Origin of the sequence: Bacillus sp. RO2 (assembly GCF_012911845.1) — a bacterium.
Lineage (GTDB): Bacteria > Bacillota > Bacilli > Bacillales > Bacillaceae_I > Sutcliffiella_A.
Genome location: NZ_JAAXCU010000057.1, coordinates 111,846 through 130,635, shown reverse-complemented (window position 1 = coordinate 130,635; position 18,790 = coordinate 111,846). Strand labels below are relative to the sequence as shown.

The window sequence follows — 18,790 nt, the reverse complement described above, 5'->3', positions numbered from 1 at the left end:
GTAGTATAACATAAGAGGGGTTGGAAAGAATAGGTGGGAAATTTTGAGGTGTGCTTTATTTTCAAATAAAAACACTTTCCTAGCATTGAAACTAGAAAAGTGCTGTAACCAGGTTATTCTTCCTATTCACCAGAGGGCTTTTTCGCATGCCGCTCCTCCAACACTGCCAACACTTCCGCCAAGCTCACATCCTGCTCACGCAATAACACCATCACATGGAAAAAGAGATCGGCAACCTCCCAGGTAAGCTCACCGCGGTCACGGTTTTTTGCCGCAATAATTACTTCCGCCGCTTCCTCGCCAACTTTCTTCAGAATCTTATCCACACCCTCTTCAAAAAGATAGGTAGTATAAGAGCCCTCTGGCTTATCCACAGCACGGGAGGCAATGACAGACTCTAAGCGTGCTAAAATCGAAGCTGTCCCTGAATCCGAAGCGTCAATTTCACCTGCCGCATCTGTTTCCGTACCAAGCACCACCTCATGAAAACAAGTCTCCTCCCCCTTATGACATGCCGGACCATTCGGCTCAACCAGCACAAGCACCGCGTCCTGATCACAGTCATATCGCATTTCTACCACACGCTGCGTGTTACCGGAAGTTGCCCCTTTGTGCCAAAGTTCACCTCGAGAACGGCTCCAAAACCATGTCTCCCTGGTTTCGACTGTTTTCACCAATGACTCACCGTTCATATATGCTAGAGTCAACACCTCTTTAGTAGTAGCATCTTGCACAATAGCCGGGACAAGCCCTTTTTCATCAAACTTCACTGCTTCTAGATTGATCATCGAACCTGCACCCCTTTCTCCTTTAGATAACTCTTCACTTCTTTTACACTCGTATCTTTATAGTGGAAAATAGAGGCTGCCAAAGCTGCATCTGCTGCTCCTTCTCCAAACGCATCCAGAAAATGAGAAGCGTCGCCTGCTCCACCAGAGGCAATCACCGGAACGGAGACGGCCGAACTTACTGCTTTAGTAAGCGCCAAGTTGAATCCCTTCTTCTCCCCGTCACTGTCCATGCTCGTCAATAGAATCTCCCCGGCTCCCAACTTCACCGCTTCACGAGCCCATTCCACCACTTCCCAGTCCGTTTCCTTCCGTCCGCCATGTGTATACACTCTCCACGAACCAAGGGTCTCGTCATACTTAGCATCAATTGCGACAACAATACATTGTGAGCCAAAGTAATTAGCCCCAGCCTGTATCAAATAAGGATTCAACAATGCTGCTGTATTCAGTGAGACTTTATCCGCACCCGCTCTTAACAGCCTTTTCATGTCATCAATAGAGTTGATGCCACCGCCGACTGTGAACGGAATCGCCAATTTTGCAGCCACCTGCTCGACTACATCCACCATCGTTTCACGTCCTTCATGAGAGGCAGAAATATCAAGGAACACCAGTTCATCTGCACCTTCTTCATCGTAAAAGGCAGCCAGCTCAACCGGGTCACCCGCATCTCGGAGTTCGACAAACTGAACCCCCTTTACCACCCGTCCTTCTTTTACATCCAGACAAGGGATGATTCGTTTCGTTAGCATCTATTTCACCTCTTCCAATGCACTCGCGAGATTGATTTTCTCCGTATAGATCGCTTTTCCGACAATGGACCCTGACACGCCATCGCCTGCATATTTTCGAAGCGCCATTAGATCGTCCACAGAACTTACTCCCCCGGAAGCAATGACAGATGCACCTGTCACACGAGCAAGTTCAACCGTCGCATCGACATTCGGTCCAGATAACATGCCGTCCGTTGCGATGTCTGTGAAAATGAATGTTTCTGCTCCCGCATCCGCAAGCTCTTTACCAAGCACGGTCGCTTTCACAGTAGACGTTTCCACCCAACCTTCCGTTGCCACATATCCATCCTTGGCATCAAGGCCAATTGCAATTTTCTTACCATATTTAGCAAGCATCGCCTTCACAAAATCTGGGTCATTAATTGCCGCACTTCCTAAAATAACCCGGTTTACACCGTTTTCCAAATAACGCTCCACGTCCTCCACAGTACGGATTCCTCCGCCAATCTGCACTTTCGCAGACAGCTCTCGTGCCACCTGCAGCACAAAGCGGTCATTGACTGGCGAACCTGCCTTGGCGCCGTCAAGATCCACCATATGAATCCACTCTGCACCTTGATCTACAAACGTTTTGGCCATATCAAACGGCGAATCCCCGTAGACCGTTTCCTTACTATAATCTCCTTGCAACAGACGTACGCATTTTCCACCGCGCATATCGATAGCCGGATATATGGTAAAACTCATATTATCACTTCTCTTCCTGGACAAGATTCACAAAATTTTTCAATATCGCCAAGCCGACATTGCTGCTTTTTTCCGGATGAAACTGTGTTCCAAACACATTCCCGTGTCCCACCACAGCTGGCACCTGCACATCATATGTACTGCTTGCCAATAGTTCCGCTTCAGCAAAATCCTTTACATAGTAGGAATGAACAAAATAAACGAAATCCTCTGGCACACCATCTAAAAGCGGAGATGCCTGTTGGAATTCAAGCTTGTTCCAACCCATATGCGGTACCTTATAGGATTCACCTTCTGCTGTAACTCCAGGAAAGCGTTCCACCTTGCCTTGTAAAAGAGACAGCCCCTCTGTTACACCATTCTCTTCACTTTCCTCAAACAACAGCTGCATGCCTAAGCAAATCCCAAGCAACTTTTTCTCCCGTGCTACTTCTTCTTTTATAAAAGAATTTAGACCTGTTTCTTGTAAAATAGACATGGCGTCACGGAACGAGCCGACACCTGGCAGGATAAGCCCTTCCGTTTCAAACAAGACATCCCGGTCATTAGAAATGACATACTTGACATCCATCCGCTCTAAAGCCTTACTCACGCTATACAAATTCCCCATTCCGTAATCAATGATACCTATCATCTTCTATAACATTCCCTTCGTCGATGGTACCCCTTTAACTCGCGGATCAATCGTCGTTGCTTCGTCCAGTGCACGGCCAAGCGCTTTGAATATCGCTTCGATAATGTGGTGGGTGTTCGTACCATAATGCACAATCACGTGAAGATTCATGCGAGCCTCTAAAGCAAGCTTCCATAAAAATTCATGGACAAGTTCGGTATCAAATGTACCTACCTTCTGGCTTGGGAATTCCGCTCTCATTTCAAGATGCGGACGGTTGCTTAGATCTACAACAACTTGTGCAAGCGCCTCATCCATTGGCACAAACGCGTTTCCGTATCGTTTTATCCCCACTTTATCCCCAAGTGCATCTTTTAACGCCTGACCTAGACAGATCCCGATATCCTCTGTGGTGTGGTGATCATCAATATCCACATCCCCGTTTGCCTGCAAGTCCAGATTGAATTGGCCATGCTTTGTAAAAAGGTCCAGCATATGAGTCATAAAAGGAACAGGCGTCTCAAGCTTTGCCGCTCCTTCTCCATCTATCGTAAAAGCAAGCTGTATTTGTGTTTCTTTCGTATTTCTCTCCAAACTAGCTGTTCGTGTCATCAGTCTCTCCCCACTTTTCCTTGTTAGTAAATCGCGATTCCACCGCACGTGCATGCGCTTCTAAACCCTCTAATCGCGCAAACGCTGCAATTTTATCCACATTCTCTTTTAAAGCCTGTTCACTATACATAATTACACTGGATTTTTTCACAAATTCATCCACAGACAATCCACTGGAAAAGCGGGCTGTCCCGTTAGTAGGAAGCACATGATTCGGCCCGGCAAAATAATCCCCAACAGGCTCTGAGCTGTATCTGCCTAGGAAAATAGCTCCGGCATGTTTGATGTACGGAAGAAGATTCATTGCTTCGGCTGTCATCACTTCTAGATGCTCTGGTGCCAGCTCGTTGATCACACGGAGCGCCTCTTGAATCGTATCCGTTACAAAAATAGTGCCGTATGCTTCAATAGATGCTCGCGCTATTGCTTCACGCGGAAGTGTGGATAGCTGTTTTTCTACTTCATAAGCGACCTGTTCGGCAAGTAACGCTGACGTAGTCACGAGCACGCTTGAAGCCAGTTCATCATGCTCTGCCTGAGACAATAAATCCGCTGCAATCTCGTTAGCCTTTGCCGTCTCATCCGCCAACACGACAATTTCGCTTGGTCCTGCAATGCTATCAATATCCACAAGTCCATATACTTCTTTTTTCGCAAGTGCCACAAAGATGTTTCCAGGTCCAACGATCTTATCCACAGCCTGAATGGTTTCCGTTCCATAGGCAAGGGCGGCGACCGCTTGTGCTCCACCCACCTTATAGATTTCATCCACACCGAGAATATCAGCTGCTACGAGCACCCCGGCAGGCAATGTGCCGTCTGCAGAAGGGGGACTCACCATCGCAATCCTTTCCACTCCTGCCGCTTGTGCCGGTATGACATTCATCAATACGGACGAGGGATAGGCCGCTTTTCCACCAGGTACGTAAACACCGACCGCATCGAGCGCTGTTACTTGTTGTCCCAGAATCGTGCCGTCTGGTTTTGTGGATAACCACGACTGTTTGACCTGTTTTTGATGAAAATCGCGGATATTATCAGCAGCATTGTGGATGATGTTGATAACTTGTGGAGAAAGTTGTTGATAAGCTGCTTGGATTTCTTCTTTTGTGACTTTTAATGTGGATAGTGTTGCGCCATCCCATTTTTCCGTGTATGAATACAGCGCTTTATCCCCTTGTACTTTGACCGTTTGCAGGATTTGTAGGACTGCATCACGTTGTTCTTCTGTTCCCTGATCAATCGAACGGCGCAACGAAACCGATTCGCTCACCTTTTTTATCTTTATCATTTTTACACCTCTCCAACTACCTCTGCTAATCTACCCACAAGTTCATCTATTTGCTTGTCTTTTAACCGGTAACTCACAGGATTCACAATCAAACGCGACGTGATATCCACAATTCTCTCAAATTCCACTAATCCATTCTCTTTAAGTGTTCGTCCGGTGGATACGATATCCACAATTCGGTCGGATAACCCAATCAACGGTGCCAGTTCAATAGAACCGTTTAACTTTACAATCTCCACTTGCTCCCCTTGTTCACGGTAATAGCTTGAAGCAATTCCAGGATATTTCGTTGCAATTTTAGGGGCAACATCCTTCATTTCCGTTCCAGGCAAGCCTGCCACTGCCAAATAGCATTCGCTGATTTTTAAATCGAGCACTTCATATACATCACGCTCTTCTTCTAGCATCACGTCCTTGCCCGCAATTCCGACATCTGCCACTCCATGCTCCACATAAGTAGTCACATCCATCGGCTTTGCTAAAATAAAGCGCATGTTTTCATCCGGTACATCAATGATCAGCTTTCTAGAATCATCTAGATCGGGAGGAATGTTATAACCCGCTTGGACAAGCAATTGAGCCGCCTCTTCAAAAATTCTTCCTTTTGGCATCGCAATTGTCAGTACGCTCATGCTTCGTTCTCCTTTCTAGCTTTTCCAAGAAAAAAGGTTACATCGCTGAAGGACGCCGTGCATGCATCCACATTTTCCACACCTGCAATGTCCTGAAGGATTACTTTTTCCCCAGCTTCTCTTTTGGAAGTGGCAAATGCGATTGCCTCTTCTCTTCTTACTTGACTGAACAATACTCCGTGTATCTTCACTTCCGCCTTCTTCACACCTTTTGCTTCTAAGAGACGGTCTAAATGGATTCCGAACCCTGTGGCCGATTTCTCGCGGTTGAATTTTTGGAACAGCTTATCATATCTTCCGCCATTTCCGATCGGGAAGCCTATGTTTCCTGCATACGCTTCAAACACAATCCCTGTGTAATAACTCATATGACTGACAATGTTTAAATCCAGTTTCACAAACTCTGCGACACCATAAGCTTCTAACATCGTCCATAGCTGCTCTAGCTCTTGTATCGCTTTTTTACCCGCATCTCCATCCAGCACTTCTTTCGCAAGCTCAATGTTGGACGAATCTCCTCTTAATGTTAATAAGTTTAGAAGGCGTTTTTTATCAATCGAGGACAGCGGCAAGTTTTTCACATGCTCGCGATACCCCACGTAATTTTTTTCATATAAGTACCTTCTTAAGGTTGCCGCACGCTCTTCATTACCGACTATGTCGAGGAAGATCTCCTGCAAAAATCCGATATGACCAATCGCTACAGTAAAAGTTGATAACCCTGTGTTTTGGAGAAGAGCTACAAGCAAGGCAATCATCTCGGCATCGGCACTGATAGAACGGTCACCAATGCACTCCACACCTATTTGCTCAAATTCAGCAGGTCTTCCAGCTTCGTTTTGCTGAGCGCGGAAAACATTGGCCGAGTAAGCAAGTCGCTGCGGATAACCCTCATTTAATAGTCTTGAAGCCGCCACCCTGGCAATGGGAGCTGTCATGTCTGGTCTTAAGACGAGTGTGTGTCCTTGCTGATCTAGTAACTTAAAAAGTTGCTGATCGAGGATAGCGGATGCTTCGCCCACCGTTTCGTAGTATTCCAGTGTCGGGGTTTCCATAAACTGATAGCCCCATTGACTGATTTCTGCTGTCATCGTGTTTTTGACGTTCTGTTTTGCTTCATATAAGGAAGGAAGCGTGTCCCGCATTCCTAGTGGTTTTTCGAACATGAATGGTTTTGACATGTGGATACCCACCTTTTATAATAATCTGAAATCCTTTAGTTCGCTAATATGGTAACATACTAACAAAATGAAGCTTTTTGGTCAAGTGTTAACGGTTTTAGTTGTGTCTTTCTCTATTTTGGGTAAAAAAAGGCACTTTATCCTTGGAGACAAAGTGCTAGTTATTTGTTAGTTTTGATTTAATAGAAAGGGTTATCTGTAAAACTTCCTGTTAATTTCCGTTCCAGGTGTTCGCTTTCCTCGGGACGATGCTTGAGCCTCACTTCGTTGCGGGGTCTCAACCAACCGTTATCCCCCGCAGGACAAGGAAAGCTTCGGCAGAGATTCATCGCACGAAGAAAATTCGTTAGCATTTTTGAGGAGCCTCACACCTTGCACTCCAATTAACAGGTGGGATCACCTTTTCTAAAACTTCATCCGCTCCTGCATTTCCTCTTTCGTATAGATGACGCGCATTGGGTTCCCCCCGACGAAGGCACCTTCTGGGACGTCTTTATGTACAAGGGTGCCCGCGGAGACGATGGCTCCGTCGCCGATGATAATGCCGGGCAGGATCGTCGTGTTGGCGCCGATCATCACTTCGCTGCCGATTTCGACATCGCCGAGGCGGTATTCCTTGACCAGGTATTCGTGGGCAAGGATGGTTGTGTTATAGCCAATAACCGTGTTGCGACCGACGCTTATTTTTTCCGGGAACATGACATCAAGCATGACCATTAAGGCAAAGGAAGTTTGGTCGCCTACCTTCATGCGTAAAAATGTGCGGTAGAGCCAGTTTTTCATTCCTAAAAATGGCGTGTACCTGGCGATCTGAATAACAGCAAAGTTTTTCACGACTTTTATAAAAGGGACGGTTTTGTAAACATGCCAAAGGGAATTCGCGCCCTCCACCGGGTAGCGGGTCGTCCTTCTACTCACCCTCAGTCACTCCCAATATTGGCAGCAAGTCTTGCATATGTGTGAGCATATAATCCGGTTCAAAGGATTGAAGGTATTCGACTCCTTTAATCGTCCAGCTTACTGCTGCCGTTTTCGTTCCGGCATTTTTTCCTGCTAGGATGTCGTGAAAGTTGTCGCCTACCATGATTGCCTCATCAGGCGTTGAGCCTAGCTGCTGCAGGGCAAGGTGGATTGGTTCCGGATCTGGTTTGGCATTGGTGACATCATCCAGGCAGACGACCACATCAAAGAATCGGTCAAGACCCGTCAACTTAAGACCCATTACCACAGTCTGACGCATTTTTGTCGTCACGATTCCAAGCTTCAGACCTTTTTCATGCAAAAGCTTTACTGTTTCTAATACCCCTTCAAACTCTGTTACATACTCGTCATGTTTGGTCATATTGAAGTCGCGATAATAGGCAATCATCTCGTCCACTTTCGACTCATCCATTTTTACGAATGTATCGTATAGAGGTGGGCCGAGGAAGGTCAGTACGTCTTCACGCCCATACTGATCTGGATAATAATGATTTAATGTGTGAAGGAACGACTCAATAATAAGGTCGTTTGTATCTATAAGTGTTCCATCTAGATCAAAAAGCACGGTGTTAATGGTCATAAGAGGCTTCCTTTCTTTTTGCAAGTTCTAGCCTTTTCCAAACGAAAGCAACGGCTATCGTAAGGAGAATGGCAGTTGTAATTCGGATCGCAAGTAGCGGCCAAACCGGGATACCAAGCGGAATGAAGATAAGCGTATCCTCCACCACCGCATGACAGGCAACGAGAAAAATAAAGGCAAGAGTCAAATCCTTCTTACTTACATTATCCTCTTTTACCGCCTGAATCATAACTCCTGCTCCATAGGCAAGGCCGATTACTAGGCCCGCCGCCATGGTAGTAGACGTATTCTCTTTCATTCCGAGCACTCGGGTAAACGGCCCCATCCACTTCGAGAATACCGCCAGCCAACCAAGCTCCTTCATATATTGCACAAGGACCATAAGTGGAATGACGATGATTGCAAGCTGCAGAATACCCATCAGACCACGTTGTGTGGCATCAAGGATAATAGGGAAAAAGCCTGTTACAGCCTCTTCAGATTTTGCGACCATGCCATACTGGGCAAGTTCGCCTCCACCTTTCCATACCAGGTTGATGAGTATTCCCGCAGAAAAAGCTAGGCCGAGTCGGACGGCTAAGATCACCCATATTTTCAACCCTACTTTTGCCGCAACGGTCGACTCTACTAAAAGATTATGTGAAAACGAGAGCATGACAGCCAAGATAAACACTTCTTTTACGGTAAGGTCCAAGGTAAGGATGGCACCTATTCCAGCATACAAGTTTAGAAAATTCCCGATTACAAGCGGGATGGATGCTTCACCTGATAGACCGAAAATCCCCATGATCGGCGCGATTGCTTTTATTAGATATTGTAGGACTGGTGTATGCTGAAGAATACCGACAAGGAGTGTTACGGGAAAAATGACTTTCCCCAGTGTCCACGTCGTCGCCAGCCCCACCATCAGCCCGCGTTTAAATGTTTGCATCATGAAGCTCCTCCCCCTTTGAAGTAGCCGCTCCATTTTTTCTGTAGGAGGCTTGCTTATTTGGTCGCTTCAGGTGTATTTTTCTTTGAATCCATGTAACGTTCTTTATTTTCTGGATCCAAGTAACGTCTGTTAGCCATGCCAAGCACACGACGCACAATAATAAGTGCGATGGCAAGGACGATCAGTCCAATGGAAATAACTTGTGCGATTCTTAAAGACTCAGTCAGCATTAAGCTGTCTGTACGCATTGCTTCTATAAAGAAGCGTCCAATTGAATACCATATCACATAACTTAAAAAGAGTTCCCCACGTCTTAAGTTCACTTTTCTCAGTAAAAGAAGCAATCCAAACCCAACCAAATTCCAAATAGATTCATAAAGGAAAGTTGGATGATAATACGTCCCGTTTATGTACATTTGGTCGACAATGAAATTCGGTAAGTAAAGCCCCTCCAAGAATTCTCTTGTCACTTCCCCACCATGGGCTTCCTGGTTCATGAAGTTCCCCCAGCGGCCAATTGCCTGACCAAGGATGATACTTGGTGCACCGATATCAGCAAGCTTCCAGAACGAAATCCCTCGTATTCTTGCAAAAATAACCCCAGTGGTGATGGCGCCAATCAGACCGCCGTGTATCGCAAGTCCGCCTTCCCAGATCTTCAGAATATCGCCCGGGTTTTGCGAATAATGATCCCACTGAAACGCTACATAATATAGTCTTGCACAAAGAATTGCAATCGGGATGGCAAACAAGACAAGATCGACAAATACATCCTTGTTAAGTCCGCGTCTTTCGGACTCTCTTGTGGCAATCCATAATCCAAGCAGGGCTCCTGTACCAATAATGGCCCCATACCAGTAAACCGTAATCGGCCAACTGATCATGACCGGATTTAACGGCTCAATGTTTCCTAACAACATGTTCCCCACACTCCATTATTTATTAAATGTCTTCATGCTCATTTTCATTATTAATAACACCTGACAAACGGTTGGAGAACTGCTCAGCAGCATTCATGCCCATTCTCTTCAAGCGGAAATTCATCGCTGCCACTTCAATGATAACAGCCAAGTTTCGTCCAGGACGAACAGGAACCGTCAAGCGTGTCACTTCAGAATCAATAATCTTCATCTTTTCTTCATCCAAACCAACCCGGTCGTACTGCTTGTTTTTATCCCATAGCTCAAGATTAATGACAAGCGTGATTCGTTTGTAACTGCGCACCGCTCCCGCTCCAAAAAGCGTCATGACATTGATGATACCAAGACCCCTGATCTCAAGAAGGTGTTCAATCAGTTCCGGCGAGTTCCCGATAAGAGTATCTGTATCTTCCTGTCTGATTTCGACGCAATCATCCGCCACCAAACGATGTCCTCTTTTTACAAGTTCAAGTGCCGTTTCACTTTTACCTACGCCACTTTTCCCAGTGATAAGCACGCCGACTCCGTAAATGTCGACAAGCACACCGTGTACTGCGGTTGTCGGTGCGAGCTTTCCTTCTAAGTAATTGGTCAGATGGGAGGATAGCCTCGTCGTTTTCATCGGTGAACGCATTAGTGGCACACTTTCGTACTCTGCTGCTTCCACGAGTTCAGGTGGAACTTCCATGTCCCTTGACACAATGATGCCCGGAGTGATGTCCGTGCAGAGCTGACTCATACGCTCTCTTTTTTCCTTCGGCGTAAGCCTTTCAAAAAAAGACAGCTCCGTTTTTCCAAGCAACTGAATTCTCTCTGCCGGATAGTAGGTAAAATAACCGGCCATCTCTATACCAGGTCGGGAAATATCACTTGTCGCAATCGGACGATTCACGCCCTCTTCCCCACCAATCAATTCAAAATTAAACTTCTCAATCAGATCCTTTGTCCGAACCTTTGGCACAGCCAAAACCTCCTTCAGTATGGAAACACCCTGATGTGTATGTCAAAATGAGTGTTACGCTTCTTATGTAAATCAACCTTTTCTCATTTTAGCACTATTTGACTTTTTTATTAAGTGGGAGGTTCGGGAGAGGGGATTTAAATGCGGATATGAAATCTCTTAGCTGGTGATTGGAGCAAAAGGCGAAGACTCCTGCGGGGGAAGAAGTGACCGTGTTGAGACCCCGCAGGCTTGCCAAGGAGGCTCAAGGTCGCCCCGCGGAAAGCGAAGCCATTTGCGGAGATCAACAGCGGTGGTTAACAGAACCTAAAAAACGCGAACCCGGGATCTTTCAGGTTCGCGTTTCACATTAATTCTTCTTTTGCAAAGGCTCGACAATTGCTTTCTGGATTAACAAATTTAATATGGATATAACAATTGCTGCTAAAATGGCCGTTCCAAACCCATCAATATTGAATGCATCCCCCATCAAGAAAGCAGTCAACATAAGCGTGATCGCATTGATCACAAACAAGAACAATCCTAAACTAAGCAATGTAACAGGCAAAGTCAAAATAACCAAGATTGGTTTCACAATGGTATTCAACACTGCCAAAATCAAACTTGCAATGATTGCTGCTCCGACACTGCTCAGTTGGAATGAGTCAAAATAGCCCGCAACCACAATCAATATTAATGCATTAACGAGAATACTGACAGCCCATCTCATCAGTGAATCTCTGACTCTTCATTCGGAAGTAGAAAAGTTAAAACAAAGTACGTAACTATCAGAGGCATTATTCCTGTTGGGAACAAGAGAATGACAAAAATAACGCGCAACAGATTGGAATCTATCCCTAAATATTTCCCTAGGCCTCCAAGCACACCCGCAAGCTTGCGGTCGTTTTTGGAACGAATAAGACGTTTCATATTACTTCACCTCATTTGGTTTAATTAAAATGGATCCTGTCGTCGTTTCCGCAAGAATGTACGTAAGCGGAGCATCTTCCTTTTTCGCCTTAAAATGAAGCGCCTTTTGCACCACTTCATTTTTCTCCTCCACAACATCCATCCCTGGAACCTCGCATGTAAAGCTTCCAAGATTCGTTTTCAACTCAGCCTCCAACGCATTTTCTGTTGGAATGAACAGATCCACACTACCTGTTTTGGTTTTCGCCATAATGGAACGGGCGGAAGTTCCAGTCAACTCTCCAACCACATTTCCATTAAAGCTCTGCACATCCAATTTTTCAATATCTCCGCGAACCTTTAACATTCCGTTAATGGTTTCCGCCTCGATTTCTTTCGCGTCGCAATCTGTTAATTTAATATGACCGTTTGCTGTTTCTGCTTCAATGTAATCGCTTCTTAAGTTCTCCCAAGTTAACGAACCATTCGCCGACTTCATTTTCATCGACTTTACATCTAAACCTTCCCCTGAAATTGGCCCATTAAACATGCGGATATTCAAGCTGTCATATTTCTCTTCTGGAACATAAACTGTTGCATTCACTTTTATATGCTTCTTCTGGACAGAAAAACGTAGTTTCCCAGCTTCAATCGAAAATAGTACTTCACTAAGGAAAGCTTTCCGTGCGTCATCTTGTGAGTTCTCCTCATAAACCTTTGCCTCACACTCTATCTTCACATCGTTCTCTTTCCAAGGAACCACCTTAACCGCGCCATTGGCAACATCAAGGTCGATATGCTGCAAATGCACATCTGACTGTTGGAAAATATGTTGAATCGAGATAGAAGGACCAAAGTTAAAATCCAAGTCCAAATCTTTAATCTTCTGCAACGCACTTCCAACAAAATCTAAGATATTATTTTTAAAAGAGGACGCCTGCTTGCTGTAAGAATCAAATTTTGATTTATCAAAAGAGCTGGAGCCGGTTGATCCATTTTTATTATTGGAATTGGAAAAAACCTTGGAGGACAGTGCTTTGAAAATATTCTCTTCTGCTTCCTGAGAACCTTTCGCATCTTTAGCAAGCTCAGAAACAATTTCATCCTGACGCAAACTCTTCTCTTCACTATTCTTCTCCAAACTCTCCAATAAAATAATCGCCTCTTCCGCCGTCAGCTTCCCTTCCTCCACCAACTTCAAAATACGCTTACGCTCTTCCATACATAACATCCTCCCTATCTATAAACTTTATTAAACATTCCCAAACAACCTCTACAATATCTCTACGACTGACCTCACCAAAAGTTTCACTTTTTACTTCTACCCTTAGTTTGGCATAAAATTTGCGAAAAGGGGTCAGACCCCGGCAGGATTTTTGATACCCATGTCGTACGCCTCAAGTCTTATTAGTTTGTTGCCCATGGTGATTCAATTTGGATTCTTTGAGTCTCCCTCTCGCCCAATGGTATAATGGTTCTAGTTTCTGGGTATAGATTGTGTGGAAGGAGTGAGATGGATATGGATTTTATTATGGATCATTTGTTGACAATCATTATTGTTCTGGTCATTTTATTTGTAGTGATTCCTTTCTTGAAAAGCATTTTATCTAAACTTGTTATGATTGGACTGATACTTGCCGGCTTGATTTTCTTTGGCGTGCTGGGTCCTGATTTCACTGAGTCTTCCTCTAATTATGTGGAAAATACCATTCGTCCAGTTGTGACGAATGAAATAGATAAAGCAGATTTTCATTATGATGAAGGGTCAAAAGAGTACAAGATTCAAAGTGCCTCTTTTCACCTGAAAGGAAAGCTAAACGAAAATACTGGCGAAATTCGTTTCAAAGATAAAACGTATGAGATGGATGTTCGATTCTTACAAGATATTATCGAAAAGAAAGTTCAAGAACAAGAGACAAACCAATAGAAATACAAAAAAGAAGGATGGTTGCCAAATTGGCATAACCATCCTCTTTTTCATCTAATCCTTAAAGTCATCCTTTACTAACCGCTTCGACTTTCTTTACTTTCTGCTCCATTCGATCACGGTCACGCAGTAATACAGGTCGGAGGTATTGACCCGTATAAGAAGCTTCTACTTCAATAACCTCTTCTGGTGTACCAGTGGCAATGATACTGCCCCCTTTGTCCCCACCCTCAGGACCAAGGTCAACCATGTAATCTACCGCTTTAATAACATCTAAGTTATGCTCAATAACAAGCACGGTATCCCCATTCTCCACTAATCGTTGTAAAACCTTTAACAGCCTCGAAATGTCATCCACATGTAACCCTGTTGTCGGCTCATCCAAGATATAGAGAGAGCGACCTGTAGATCTACGGTGCAACTCTGATGCAAGTTTTACACGTTGCGCTTCCCCACCAGATAGAGTGGTTGCCGGTTGACCGAGTGTAATATACCCCAAGCCAACATCGTAAATAGTCTGCAGCTTCCGCTTGATCTTCGGTATATTTTCAAAGAAACTCACCGCATCCTCAACGGTCATTTTCAAAATATCATCTATGTTTTTCCCTTTGTACTGCACTTCAAGCGTTTCGCGATTATAACGTTTGCCGTGACACACTTCACACGGTACATACACATCAGGAAGGAAATGCATTTCAATTTTAATAATTCCATCCCCGCGACATGCTTCACAGCGTCCGCCTTTTACATTGAAAGAGAAACGACCTTTCTTATATCCACGAACTTTCGCTTCATTGGTAGAAGCAAATACATCACGGATGTCATCAAATACCCCTGTGTAGGTGGCAGGGTTAGAACGTGGGGTTCTTCCAATTGGAGACTGATCGATATCAATTACCTTATCAAGTTGATCAATTCCTCGAATCTCTTTATGTTGGCCAGGTTTAGTCTTTGCATTATGCAAACGCTGTGCAAGCGCCTTATGCAAAATTTCATTAATTAATGTACTTTTCCCTGATCCTGACACCCCTGTCACTGCCACAAAACAGCCAAGCGGTATTTTCACATCCACATTGCTTAAATTGTTTTCATTCGCACCGATTACTTCAATGAAGCGGTCCTTTACGACTTTTCTTTCTGTCGGAAGTGGAATGAACTTCTTGCCTGATAGATACTGACCAGTTAAAGAGTTCTCATCGTTCATTACTTCTTCAGGTGTACCAGCTGAAATTACCTGACCACCGTGAACACCTGCTCCAGGTCCTATATCAAGCAAATAATCCGCTGCCATCATGGTGTCTTCATCATGTTCGACTACAATTAACGTATTACCTATATCACGCATGTTTTTGAGCGTTTGAATCAATCGGTCATTGTCTCGCTGATGAAGTCCGATAGACGGCTCATCGAGGATATAAAGGACTCCTGTAAGTCTTGAACCAATTTGGGTTGCCAGACGAATCCGTTGTGCTTCTCCACCAGAAAGTGTTCCGGCAGAACGACTCATCGTCAAATAATCCAATCCGACATTGTTCAAGAAACCAAGACGTTCCTCAATTTCTCGCAAAATCATATGGGCAATCTTTCTTTCTTTTTCCGTCAGCTCTAGACCCTCAAAGAAATCTAAAGCTTCTACGATAGAAAAGTTAGTTACATTCCCGATATGATTATTGTTGATAAGCACCGATAAGCTTTCTAGTTTCAAACGGTTCCCTTTACAAGTAGGACATGGTTGCTGAGCCATATACTTTTCCATCTGTTCTCGGATGTAGTCGGAACTCGTCTCCTTATAGCGTCTTTCCACATTGGGGATAACTCCCTCAAAGAGGATATAGCTTTCTCGCACTTGACCAAAGTCATTTTCATATCGGAAGTATATTTCTTCCTTCCCACTACCATAAAGCACCTTATCTAAAAGATTCTTGGGGATATCTTTTACCGGTACTTCCATGTCAATGCCGTAGTGATTGCACACCGCTTGCAGCATTTGTGGATAATATTGTGAACTTGTCGGCTCCCAAGGCGCAAGTGCATGTTCTTTGAGGCTGAGGTTCTTATTTGGCAGCACCAAATCAATATCCACTTCCAGCTGTGTGCCTAAACCATCACATTTTTGGCATGCTCCATAAGGGCTGTTAAAGGAGAACATTCTTGGTTCTAATTCACCAATGGAGAATCCACATTGTGGACAAGCATGATGCTCACTGAAAAGCAGTTCCTCTTCCCCAATTACATCCACAATCACTTTTCCTTCCCCAAGCCTGATAGCCGATTCCAATGAATCTGACAGACGGGTTTCCACGCCTTCTTTTACGACAATACGGTCTATTACTACTTCAATAGAATGCTTCTTGTTTTTTTCTAACTCAATATCATCGGATATTTCCATCATTTCACCGTTCACACGTACCCGGACATATCCTTGTTTCTTAATGTCCTCAAGTGTTTTCACATGCGTCCCTTTACGGCCTTGGATGACAGGAGCAAGAATTTGAAGTTTTGTCCGTTCCGGATATTCCATAATCCTATCTACCATTTGCTCTATTGTTTGCGAAGATATCTCGATACCGTGTTTTGGACATGTGGGCCTACCTACCCTTGCAAAAAGAAGACGAAGATAATCATAGATTTCCGTTACCGTTCCCACGGTTGAACGAGGGTTACGACTTGTCGTCTTCTGGTCGATGGAGATGGCAGGGGATAGCCCTTCAATGGCATCCACATCCGGTTTGTCCATCTGACCAAGGAATTGTCGCGCATAGGCAGAAAGGGACTCTACATAACGGCGTTGTCCTTCTGCATAGATGGTGTCAAAGGCTAGAGAGGATTTCCCCGATCCTGAAAGCCCCGTCAACACCACTAATTTATCGCGGGGAATCGTTACATCAATGTTTTTTAGGTTATGGGCTCTGGCCCCTTTTACTACTATTTTATCCATTGCCATCCTTATGTCATCCTTCCGCTTTGAGCTCTAAGATGAGGTCACGAAGCTCGGCTGCACGTTCGAAATCGAGCGCTTTTGCCGCATCTTTCATTTCCTGCTCCATGCTTTCTATGAGCTTTTCTCTTTCTTTCTTGTTCTTTGGTCTGAGTGTTGGTACTGCTCCTTCGTAATTGCCATCTTCCTCGGCTACGAATGTGGCACGGATAAGTTCCGGCACCTTTTTCTTGATGGTTGTCGGCGTAATTCCATGCTCTAGATTATAAGCCTCCTGGATTTCCCGGCGACGCTTTGTTTCATTTATTGCAATATCCATGGATTTTGTTATTTTATCTGCATACATGATGACTTTACCGTTCGAGTTACGGGCTGCACGTCCAATCGTCTGAATCAAGGAGCGTTCAGAACGAAGGAAACCTTCTTTATCTGCATCAAGAATGGTGACAAGTGAAACTTCTGGGATGTCTAGACCTTCCCTCAATAGGTTAATTCCAACTAAGACATCATGCTTACCCATTCTCAGTTCTCTAATAATTTCAATCCGTTCAAGGGTCTTGATTTCAGAATGCAGGTACGCAACTTTAATGCCGAGCTCCTTCAGGTACGCGGTAAGATCCTCAGACATTTTTTTGGTCAGGGTAGTGACAAGGACTCTTTCATCCTTTTCCACTCGTTGATGGATCTCGCCGATCAGGTCATCAATCTGACCTTTTATCGGACGAACTTCAATGATGGGATCAAGCAGTCCGGTTGGTCGGATGATCTGTTCCACCATTTTCGGTGTATGCTCCAGCTCGTATGGTCCTGGTGTTGCAGAAACATAGACAAGTTGAGCGGTTTTCTTTTCAAATTCCTCAAACCTCAAAGGTCGGTTATCCTTGGCAGACGGCAGGCGAAACCCATGGTCTACCAGGACTTGCTTTCTTGCCTGGTCCCCATTGAACATCCCTCTGATTTGAGGAAGCGTAACGTGGGATTCGTCAATTACCAGCAGAAAATCTTCCGGGAAGAAATCCATCAGAGTGTATGGTGTCGAGCCAGCCGGACGCAGGGTCAAGTGACGGGAATAGTTCTCGATTCCAGAACAAAAACCCATCTCCGCCATCATTTCCAGGTCATATCGGGTCCGCTGTTCCAGTCGTTGAGCTTCTAGCAGTTTACCTGCCTCGCGAAGCTCTTCTAGTCGCTCTTCTAATTCTGCCTGAATATTGACGATGGCCTTTTTCATCTTCTCTTCTCGGGTTACGAAGTGGGAAGCCGGGAAAATGGAAACATGGTTACGATCTCCAAGAATTTCCCCTGTTAGTGCATCCACTTCTCTTATCCGATCTATTTCGTCGCCGAAAAATTCCACCCGAATGCAGTGTTCGTCGCGAGATGCCGGGAAAATCTCCACCACATCACCGCGAACCCGGAATGTCCCGCGCTTGAAGTCAATATCATTCCTGCTGTACTGGATGTCTACTAAGTCGCGCAGTAACACATTTCGTTCTTTTTCCATACCAGTTCTTAAGCTTACAACAAGGTCACGGTATTCCTCCGGTGACCCCAAGCCATAGATACAAGACACACTGGCGATGATGATAACGTCGTTCCGCTCAAAAAGGGATGCCGTTGCTGAGTGGCGGAGCTTATCGATTTCATCATTGATGCTTGCGTCTTTTTCTATGAATGTGTCAGTGGAAGGTACATACGCTTCTGGTTGATAGTAATCATAATAACTAACAAAATACTCGACTGCGTTGTTAGGGAAAAATTCCTTGAACTCACTATATAATTGCCCTGCCAACGTTTTGTTGTGGGCGATAATTAACGTCGGTTTGTTTACTGCCTGTATCACATTAGAAACAGTAAATGTCTTACCTGTACCTGTTGCGCCAAGAAGTGTCTGATGCTTTTTTCCGTTTTTGATGCCTTCTACAATCTCCGTGATCGCGGTTGGCTGATCTCCATCTGGCTTATATCCAGAAACTAACTCAAACTGTTCCATCCACAAAAAGCCTCCATTTCCGTTCATCTAACTTCTACCAACATTCTATCACAACATTGGCCTAAAA

General features: G+C 44.7%; 19 protein-coding genes. 1 reads left to right on the top strand and 18 read right to left on the bottom strand.

Annotation, left to right across the window (positions count from 1 at the left end; translation table 11 throughout):
* Window positions 1–122 precede the first annotated feature (122 nt).
* The 16 genes from hisIE to HF078_RS19390 all read right to left on the bottom strand — a co-directional run bounded on the left by hisIE (window position 123) and on the right by HF078_RS19390 (window position 13,087).
* Complete coding sequence (gene hisIE / locus HF078_RS19465; RefSeq protein ID WP_205831687.1) at window positions 123–788, bottom strand: bifunctional phosphoribosyl-AMP cyclohydrolase/phosphoribosyl-ATP diphosphatase HisIE; 666 nt, start codon at window positions 786–788, stop codon at window positions 123–125.
* On the bottom strand, window positions 785–1,543 hold the full coding sequence (hisF, locus tag HF078_RS19460) for an imidazole glycerol phosphate synthase subunit HisF (protein WP_169292644.1): 759 nt from the start codon (window positions 1,541–1,543) through the stop codon (window positions 785–787). The genes hisIE and hisF overlap by 4 nt, the downstream gene beginning before the upstream one ends.
* A complete protein-coding gene (gene hisA, locus HF078_RS19455; RefSeq protein WP_169292643.1) occupies window positions 1,544–2,272 on the bottom strand; it encodes a 1-(5-phosphoribosyl)-5-[(5-phosphoribosylamino)methylideneamino]imidazole-4-carboxamide isomerase in 729 nt (242 codons plus the stop codon).
* 4 nt (window positions 2,273–2,276) lie between these two features.
* Entirely contained in the window at window positions 2,277–2,906 is a 630-nt protein-coding gene (hisH, locus tag HF078_RS19450) for an imidazole glycerol phosphate synthase subunit HisH (protein ID WP_169292642.1), read from the bottom strand.
* 3 nt (window positions 2,907–2,909) lie between these two features.
* On the bottom strand, window positions 2,910–3,497 hold the full coding sequence (gene hisB / locus HF078_RS19445) for an imidazoleglycerol-phosphate dehydratase HisB (protein ID WP_169292641.1): 588 nt from the start codon (window positions 3,495–3,497) through the stop codon (window positions 2,910–2,912).
* Window positions 3,481–4,785 (bottom strand): histidinol dehydrogenase, encoded by a 1,305-nt coding sequence (gene hisD / locus HF078_RS19440; RefSeq protein ID WP_169292855.1) that lies wholly within the window; start codon window positions 4,783–4,785, stop codon window positions 3,481–3,483. The genes hisB and hisD overlap by 17 nt, the downstream gene beginning before the upstream one ends.
* 5 nt (window positions 4,786–4,790) lie before the next feature.
* Window positions 4,791–5,420 (bottom strand): ATP phosphoribosyltransferase, encoded by a 630-nt coding sequence (gene hisG, locus HF078_RS19435; RefSeq protein ID WP_169292640.1) that lies wholly within the window; start codon window positions 5,418–5,420, stop codon window positions 4,791–4,793.
* A complete protein-coding gene (locus tag HF078_RS19430) occupies window positions 5,417–6,601 on the bottom strand; it encodes an ATP phosphoribosyltransferase regulatory subunit (protein ID WP_169292639.1) in 1,185 nt (394 codons plus the stop codon). Before HF078_RS19430 ends, hisG begins: the two co-directional genes overlap by 4 nt.
* A 405-nt stretch (window positions 6,602–7,006) precedes the next feature.
* The gene (locus HF078_RS19425) at window positions 7,007–7,519 is read right to left on the bottom strand and encodes a DapH/DapD/GlmU-related protein (RefSeq protein ID WP_169292638.1); all 513 of its coding nucleotides are present in this window, start codon (window positions 7,517–7,519) and stop codon (window positions 7,007–7,009) included.
* Window positions 7,512–8,162, bottom strand: coding sequence for a pyrophosphatase PpaX (gene ppaX, locus HF078_RS19420; protein WP_169292637.1), 651 nt, complete (start codon window positions 8,160–8,162; stop codon window positions 7,512–7,514). Before ppaX ends, HF078_RS19425 begins: the two co-directional genes overlap by 8 nt.
* Window positions 8,152–9,096 (bottom strand): nucleoside recognition domain-containing protein, encoded by a 945-nt coding sequence (locus HF078_RS19415; RefSeq protein ID WP_169292636.1) that lies wholly within the window; start codon window positions 9,094–9,096, stop codon window positions 8,152–8,154. The genes ppaX and HF078_RS19415 overlap by 11 nt, the downstream gene beginning before the upstream one ends.
* 53 nt (window positions 9,097–9,149) lie before the next feature.
* Window positions 9,150–10,016 (bottom strand): prolipoprotein diacylglyceryl transferase, encoded by an 867-nt coding sequence (lgt, locus tag HF078_RS19410; protein WP_169292635.1) that lies wholly within the window; start codon window positions 10,014–10,016, stop codon window positions 9,150–9,152.
* A gap of 22 nt (window positions 10,017–10,038) precedes the next feature.
* The gene (hprK, locus tag HF078_RS19405; protein WP_060664420.1) at window positions 10,039–10,977 is read right to left on the bottom strand and encodes an HPr(Ser) kinase/phosphatase; all 939 of its coding nucleotides are present in this window, start codon (window positions 10,975–10,977) and stop codon (window positions 10,039–10,041) included.
* A gap of 349 nt (window positions 10,978–11,326) precedes the next feature.
* Window positions 11,327–11,689 carry a phage holin family protein gene (locus HF078_RS19400; RefSeq protein WP_169292854.1) on the bottom strand — a complete coding sequence of 121 codons (363 nt, stop codon included), beginning with the start codon at window positions 11,687–11,689 and terminating at the stop codon, window positions 11,327–11,329.
* Window positions 11,686–11,886: a PspC domain-containing protein gene (locus HF078_RS19395; RefSeq protein ID WP_169292634.1), complete on the bottom strand. Its 201-nt coding sequence runs from the start codon at window positions 11,884–11,886 to the stop codon at window positions 11,686–11,688. Before HF078_RS19395 ends, HF078_RS19400 begins: the two co-directional genes overlap by 4 nt.
* Window position 11,887: 1 nt before the next feature.
* Window positions 11,888–13,087 (bottom strand): DUF4097 family beta strand repeat-containing protein, encoded by a 1,200-nt coding sequence (locus HF078_RS19390; RefSeq protein WP_169292633.1) that lies wholly within the window; start codon window positions 13,085–13,087, stop codon window positions 11,888–11,890.
* Window positions 13,088–13,384: 297 nt separating this feature from the next.
* Here HF078_RS19390 and HF078_RS19385 point away from each other — a divergent pair, with 297 nt between their 5' ends.
* Entirely contained in the window at window positions 13,385–13,792 is a 408-nt protein-coding gene (locus tag HF078_RS19385) for a hypothetical protein (protein ID WP_168864343.1), read from the top strand.
* Window positions 13,793–13,859: 67 nt separating this feature from the next.
* Here the strand turns inward: HF078_RS19385 and uvrA are convergent, their stop codons facing one another.
* Together uvrA and uvrB are read right to left on the bottom strand one after the other, a co-directional pair.
* Window positions 13,860–16,736 carry an excinuclease ABC subunit UvrA gene (gene uvrA, locus HF078_RS19380; protein ID WP_169292632.1) on the bottom strand — a complete coding sequence of 959 codons (2,877 nt, stop codon included), beginning with the start codon at window positions 16,734–16,736 and terminating at the stop codon, window positions 13,860–13,862.
* Between the two features lie 7 nt (window positions 16,737–16,743).
* Window positions 16,744–18,723 carry an excinuclease ABC subunit UvrB gene (gene uvrB / locus HF078_RS19375; protein ID WP_169292631.1) on the bottom strand — a complete coding sequence of 660 codons (1,980 nt, stop codon included), beginning with the start codon at window positions 18,721–18,723 and terminating at the stop codon, window positions 16,744–16,746.
* Between the last annotated feature and the right edge of the window lie 67 nt (window positions 18,724–18,790).

What these genes read in the sequence shown, in the direction of transcription:
- hisIE (WP_205831687.1), bottom strand. Translation starts at nt 788, where the DNA reads ATGATCAATCTAGAAGCAGTGAAGTTTGATGAAAAAGGGCTTGTCCCG.
- hisF (WP_169292644.1), bottom strand. Translation starts at nt 1,543, where the DNA reads ATGCTAACGAAACGAATCATCCCTTGTCTGGATGTAAAAGAAGGACGG.
- hisA (WP_169292643.1), bottom strand. Translation starts at nt 2,272, where the DNA reads ATGAGTTTTACCATATATCCGGCTATCGATATGCGCGGTGGAAAATGC.
- hisH (WP_169292642.1), bottom strand. Translation starts at nt 2,906, where the DNA reads ATGATAGGTATCATTGATTACGGAATGGGGAATTTGTATAGCGTGAGT.
- hisB (WP_169292641.1), bottom strand. Translation starts at nt 3,497, where the DNA reads ATGACACGAACAGCTAGTTTGGAGAGAAATACGAAAGAAACACAAATA.
- hisG (WP_169292640.1), bottom strand. Translation starts at nt 5,420, where the DNA reads ATGAGCGTACTGACAATTGCGATGCCAAAAGGAAGAATTTTTGAAGAG.
- HF078_RS19430 (WP_169292639.1), bottom strand. Translation starts at nt 6,601, where the DNA reads ATGTCAAAACCATTCATGTTCGAAAAACCACTAGGAATGCGGGACACG.
- ppaX (WP_169292637.1), bottom strand. Translation starts at nt 8,162, where the DNA reads ATGACCATTAACACCGTGCTTTTTGATCTAGATGGAACACTTATAGAT.
- HF078_RS19415 (WP_169292636.1), bottom strand. Translation starts at nt 9,096, where the DNA reads ATGATGCAAACATTTAAACGCGGGCTGATGGTGGGGCTGGCGACGACG.
- lgt (WP_169292635.1), bottom strand. Translation starts at nt 10,016, where the DNA reads ATGTTGTTAGGAAACATTGAGCCGTTAAATCCGGTCATGATCAGTTGG.
- HF078_RS19395 (WP_169292634.1), bottom strand. Translation starts at nt 11,886, where the DNA reads ATGAAACGTCTTATTCGTTCCAAAAACGACCGCAAGCTTGCGGGTGTG.
- HF078_RS19390 (WP_169292633.1), bottom strand. Translation starts at nt 13,087, where the DNA reads ATGGAAGAGCGTAAGCGTATTTTGAAGTTGGTGGAGGAAGGGAAGCTG.
- HF078_RS19385 (WP_168864343.1), top strand. Translation starts at nt 13,385, where the DNA reads ATGGATTTTATTATGGATCATTTGTTGACAATCATTATTGTTCTGGTC.
- uvrA (WP_169292632.1), bottom strand. Translation starts at nt 16,736, where the DNA reads ATGGCAATGGATAAAATAGTAGTAAAAGGGGCCAGAGCCCATAACCTA.
- uvrB (WP_169292631.1), bottom strand. Translation starts at nt 18,723, where the DNA reads ATGGAACAGTTTGAGTTAGTTTCTGGATATAAGCCAGATGGAGATCAG.